We start from the raw sequence: 4,966 nt of genomic DNA on the forward strand, positions 1-4,966 counted from the left end.
TTAGTCCCGTTCCTCCGCAGGAGTCCACTCGCACTTCACCACTTGTGACGGAGCACTCACATGAGGTGAAGGCCCGGCCAGCCAGGCTGGGCAAACCTCGGACACACTACGGAGGTTCACATGGGAGGACGAACGACCGCTCCAGGCGGAGCAGGTGCCCTCGACCTCCGAGGTACGCCAGGCCCGCCGCGCCGCCCTGCGGTCGCCGGGTCCCTCACCCCGGCCGGAGACCATCCGTGGGCGGGCTGGACCTTCAGCGCAGGATGGGGCTCGCGCGAGAGCCTGCACGTCACTCTCGTGGTGCCGGAGCTGGTGGTGGAGGTCGGCGTCGACGTCGCACGCGACAGTGCCGGACGCTGGCGCCACCCGGCGCGCTGGCACCGGATACGCCCGGAGCTGTCGCCCGCCGACACCCCGCGCTTCGAGCCGGGGCCGACAGGCTGAGAAGGGCGGTCACCTCGTCGGAGGTGACCGCCCTTCCTCGCAGTCTGACCGTGACCGGGATCAGGGTCCGCCGCGCCCGTCAGGCGTCGGGGACGGCGACCGGGTTGATGTCCAGGTAGCCGAGACGGGCGTCGACCGTCGCCTCGGCCTCGCGTTGGCGGCCGACGTGCGGCTGTTCGGCCACCCAGCCCTTCTTGGTGCGGCACTGCTCGCCGTCCCCGGCCTCGCACGTCGCGCACGGGGTGCGCAGCACCTCGACGGCGACCGCCGCGTCCCGCTCCCGGCGCCTGCGGGCTGCGGCGGCCTTGGACTCCCAGCCGATCCCGATGCCCTGCATCGCCTCGGGGAACGTGGTGGTCTCCACGCCGCGCTCTGCGGCCCGCTCGGCGTCCCGGGCCAGCTTGATGAGCTGCCACTGCGTCGGGATGATCGCCGGTCCGCCGTAGGCCTGCCGATCGGTGTCGCGGGCCGCCACTCCCTACGGATCGCCGGTGTCCCGGAAGACCTTGGCGAGCGTCACGTCGCCGTCGGCCACGCGGGCGAGGAGCTGCATCCGCTCCCCCGTCTCCCGTACCCCCTTCGCGGTGGAGCGCAGGGAGTCGATGGTCGCCTCCAGCTCCACCGGCGCCGCCGGCGTCTCGGCGGCCCGGGCGAGCGGCCGGCTCCCGTGGAGTGTGGAGCCGCTGCCCGGCTGGCCCGGCACGAAGCACCCGCACACCGATGAGGTCACCGGCGGCCGCGAGGCCAGCCCCGGCTGGACCCAGGAGGAGAAGGACGCCGTCGCCCGGCTCCGTGCGCGGTGCCTGGAGCTGTCCCTGGAAGTCAGCGGCCACCCCTTCTGGAGAGAAGTCGAGACGGAGAAGCTCGCGCAGGCGCGCTCGGAGCTGAAGCAGGTCACGCGGGCGGCGGCCACGGCGGCCCTGGACATCACAGAAGCCGCCTGACCACCCGCCCCCTCCTACGACGATCCCGACAGGACCGACACCGTGTCCGACCCGCTGCCGCCCCCGTACCCGCCTGATGACGAGCGGCTGGCCGACATCGAGACGTACCTGACCGTGCAGCTCATGTACGTCCGCCAGGCACGCGCGGCCGAAGCCCGGCGCCGCGCGATCCAGCAGCGAACCGCTCCGCCGCCTCCGCCGCCGTACCGGATCCAGCGCGGCCTGGACGCCACCCGCACCCCCGTGGCGGTCCACCTCGGCACGTGCGTGCTCGCCGGCAAGGGCGCGGCAGGGGCGTCCGAACAGGCCGCCCGGCGGGCCCTGGCCGACCAGGTCGAGGCCTGCGCGGTGTGCAGGCCCGACACCGAGCTCGGCATGATCGACGGGTGACGGGGCTCGGTTTCGCCGTACGACGGTCAGCATCATGGTTGCGAGCAGCCAGCCCAGGGCGCGAAGACCGCGCGATCACCGGCCAGTCGGCCCCGACTCCGGCTGCACCACTCCGTCGGCGAGCTAGACGGCGGCCGCGCGTTCCTGCTGGGCCATTCCGCGGCGCCACTCCCTACAGCCGGTTCCCCGGCAGGGCGGACGTGACGCCGATCCGCGTTCGTTGCCCCGGTATCCACTCGGCGTGCTGCACTGCGGGTGCTCCTGGCCGAGCACGCACAAGGACCACGCGGCCTCGTCCAGTGCCTCGGCGAACTCGGCATCCCAGTTCGCCCGGCCATAGACCTGGTGGAGCGTCACCCCGGCCTTCTGTGCGGCCTCGGGGACGGGAGTCTCGGCCGCGACCAGTTCCAGGACGCGCCTGCGCTGCTCAGCGGTGAACGACTCCTCGGCCAGGGCTCGCCGGCGCTCAAAGCTCTCGGCGCTGTGCGCGGCCACGCACGCGGGCTCGACGGCCCACCCCCAGACGGCCAGGGCCTCGATCAGTGCGGGCGGATCGGCTGGCGGGTTGGGGTGATACATGGTCTGCGGGTCTCCTTCGGTGCCGCCCTCGGGGCTGGGGCCGGTGGCTGCCGGGGGCCTTCGTCGGCCCCCGGGCCCCCGCTGCCCCGGCACCGCCCGGCGCGGACAGCGCTCCCGTGGTGAGGGTGCGTGCGCGCCGGACGGCACCGGGGACGTGGTGCTGCGGCCCGGGCCCGTGGGCGGATGCGGGACTGGCGGGGAGGTCGGCCAGGAGCAGGGCATCACCCTGCCCAGAGCCCGAGGCGCCACGGCCACCGCCGTTCCCACCCCCTGCTGACCAAGGACTGCGGGCTGCGGCTACTCCTTTCCGAAGGGGCGACGGGCCCGGCAGTTCAGGCCCTGTCGGGCGTCCCGACGGCACCACCATCGGCTGACCACTCGGGTGGCGAGCCCGCGTCGGCAGGCGGACCCTGGATTGTGGTAGCTCGGGGTTCCTTCGGCATGGGGGTGCCGTGATGACGAACGTTGACGAGCCACAGGCCCGGGCGCGACAAGCCAACACCTATTGGGAGGTGTGGTGCCCGGAAGACGGAGGCGTCCTGTACGACCTGGGCGCATTCGAGACGCCACAGGATTCAGATGAGGCCGCGGCCGCGCACAACGACCAGTTCACCCCACCTCACAACGCCAGAGGGACGCTGCGCGTACCGCCTTTGGACGAGCTTCTGGAGCAGCTCACCGGCGACCAGTTGGAGACGCTGCAGAAGGCCGCGCTGCTGGTCATCGGCGCGCGCGGAAGCAGCCACCCTGCTGACGCGAGCGGGAGCGGCGGATTTCAGCGACGACTTCTTCCGGAGCCCGTGCCACAAGTGCGTCTGTCCGCAGTACCAGGGCCGTGACGAGACGACGTGCGAGCGGGACGGTTGCTGGCACTCGGCGGCACAGCACGCGACTTGACCAGCGCCGTGGGTGCTGTGTGGGATTTTTCGAGACACCACCTAAAGCGTGTTGCAGGGGGCCAAGGCGGTCCCACGGGGAGGGCTGGGCGGCCGGCGCGGGACCGGGGGCGGGCAGGTGGGCCTCGGCCGGGCTCGGGTCCTGCGGGGTGCCGTCGGGGTGGGTGTTGATCCAGCCGAGGCCGCCCCTTCCTGAAATCTACAGTGCAAAGGTCAAGATTACATTCGGACACCATCACCAGAAAATACTAAATCGACATCGGTGTCATCACCTCCCTCTGTAGATCGGCGCCATTCGAAAGGATCTATCGACATGACTAGGCAACACGGCTGGGCTTCCTGCCCGAAGTGCCAAGGTCTCCACTTCGCAGGATTCCATAATTTCAAGGGGGTCTGCCCGGCTGACGGCGGCCCACACGAGCAGACAGGAAGCTTCGCCTACGAGATCGACTTCGACGTACCGGAAGAGGCCAATGTTCAACACGGCTGGGCTTCCTGCCCGAAGTGTCAAGGTCTCCACTTCGCAGGGTTTCCTGATTTCAAGGGGGTCTGCCCGGCCGGTGGCCCACACGAGCAGACGGGCAGCTTCGCCTACGCTCTCAGTTTCGATGTTCCCCCGCAGCCGGGCTCTCAGCCCGAGTGGCGTTCCTGCCCGAAATGCCAAGGCCTATTCTTTGGCCCTTTCCGAGGAAGGTGCCCGGCTGACGGAGGCCCTCACAGCGCCGAAAACAGCTTCAACTATGTCGTGATCGGCAGCCCGCGCCCCTTTATTACATTGGGGGCGGTCACCCGGCCAGGTGAGGGCCGGTTCATCGAGGTTGCTGGCCGTGGGTTCACGCCTGCCGGGACTGTTGAGCTTAACTATCATATCAAGAGCGGAGGCTCACCGACCACAACCACATCAGGTCAAAAAGCAGTCGCAGCCGATGGAAGTGGGGTGTTCAAAGCCTTGATTACAGTCACCCTGAGTGGCGATATCAGCTTTGCTGGTGTAAAGGCGGTTGACGTAGCCACAAGCAGGAGTGCAAGTCAATCGATCGAAGGACAATAACTCGACATTGGGGCCTACACGCCGCTCAGGGTTCGGTGGATCGCCGACGGACTGAGGCGGACCGAGCTAAGACCGAGTGTAGGGATAGTCCATGGGGTACGAGCGACCAAACCTTGCATCAGCCTCCTTCGATGGGGCCATCGGGACGCGTCTCCTCGCCAATCGGCGCAATTGGCTCCTCGCCGTCCCCATCGCGAATCCGGCGATGGTGACAATGTTCGATCACACGCTCGTTCCTCGACCCGGTGCACCGTACCTGCCGTGGTCTGGGGAGTTCGTCGGCAAGTACCTCATCTCTGCGGTTCAAGATCTGCGCATGTCACGCGACAGGCAGCTCGAGTCCGCTGTCGCAGGCGTCGTACAAGGCTTGACCGGACACCAAGGTGCCGATGGCTACCTGGGTCCATTCGACGGAGATGACCGGCTCTTCGGCGACAACTGGGATGTCTGGGGGCACTACCACTGTGTCCTCGGACTCTATGAATGGTTCCGCTACCGCCGCGACGCCCGTACTCTCGAGGCGTGTCAAAGAGCCGCTACTCACCTGTCTACAAGGCTCAGCGGCCCGGGAATCGCGAAACTGCGCCATCCGGCGATGAACCTCGCGTTCTCCCACGTCGCTGCGCTTCTACACCAAGAAACAGGCGAGTCACGGCACCTAG

At 68.7% G+C, this 4,966-nt stretch carries 8 protein-coding genes; 5 read left to right on the top strand and 3 right to left on the bottom strand.

Going from position 1 to position 4,966, the window contains the following annotated elements; genetic code table 11:
- Window positions 1-120: 120 nt before the first annotated feature.
- Window positions 121-444: a hypothetical protein gene (locus KWI83_RS37440; protein ID WP_256363376.1), complete on the top strand. Its 324-nt coding sequence runs from the start codon at window positions 121-123 to the stop codon at window positions 442-444.
- Window positions 445-523: 79 nt separating this feature from the next.
- On the opposite strand, the gene KWI83_RS37445 is transcribed toward KWI83_RS37440, so the two are convergent.
- Both KWI83_RS37445 and KWI83_RS39695 read right to left on the bottom strand, forming a co-directional pair.
- Window positions 524-919: a hypothetical protein gene (locus KWI83_RS37445; protein ID WP_256363377.1), complete on the bottom strand. Its 396-nt coding sequence runs from the start codon at window positions 917-919 to the stop codon at window positions 524-526.
- A gap of 3 nt (window positions 920-922) precedes the next feature.
- Window positions 923-1,066 (bottom strand): hypothetical protein, encoded by a 144-nt coding sequence (locus KWI83_RS39695; protein ID WP_256363378.1) that lies wholly within the window; start codon window positions 1,064-1,066, stop codon window positions 923-925.
- Between KWI83_RS39695 and KWI83_RS37450 the strand changes: the two genes are divergently transcribed.
- The gene (locus KWI83_RS37450; protein ID WP_218518836.1) at window positions 1,047-1,388 is read left to right on the top strand and encodes a hypothetical protein; all 342 of its coding nucleotides are present in this window, start codon (window positions 1,047-1,049) and stop codon (window positions 1,386-1,388) included. The genes KWI83_RS39695 and KWI83_RS37450 overlap by 20 nt on opposite strands.
- 42 nt (window positions 1,389-1,430) lie before the next feature.
- Entirely contained in the window at window positions 1,431-1,778 is a 348-nt protein-coding gene (locus KWI83_RS37455; RefSeq protein ID WP_218518832.1) for a DUF6233 domain-containing protein, read from the top strand.
- Between the two features lie 123 nt (window positions 1,779-1,901).
- Here KWI83_RS37455 and KWI83_RS37460 read toward each other — a convergent pair whose 3' ends face one another.
- Window positions 1,902-2,357 (bottom strand): hypothetical protein, encoded by a 456-nt coding sequence (locus KWI83_RS37460; protein ID WP_218518833.1) that lies wholly within the window; start codon window positions 2,355-2,357, stop codon window positions 1,902-1,904.
- 455 nt (window positions 2,358-2,812) lie between these two features.
- Here KWI83_RS37460 and KWI83_RS37465 point away from each other — a divergent pair, with 455 nt between their 5' ends.
- On the top strand, window positions 2,813-3,196 hold the full coding sequence (locus KWI83_RS37465) for a hypothetical protein (RefSeq protein WP_218518834.1): 384 nt from the start codon (window positions 2,813-2,815) through the stop codon (window positions 3,194-3,196).
- A 1,199-nt stretch (window positions 3,197-4,395) separates the two neighbouring features.
- On the top strand, window positions 4,396-4,966 hold a 571-nt coding region (locus KWI83_RS37470; protein WP_218518835.1), incomplete at its 3' end, for a beta-L-arabinofuranosidase domain-containing protein.

This window comes from Streptomyces sp. TRM70350 (assembly GCF_019219825.1).
GTDB lineage: Bacteria > Actinomycetota > Actinomycetes > Streptomycetales > Streptomycetaceae > Streptomyces.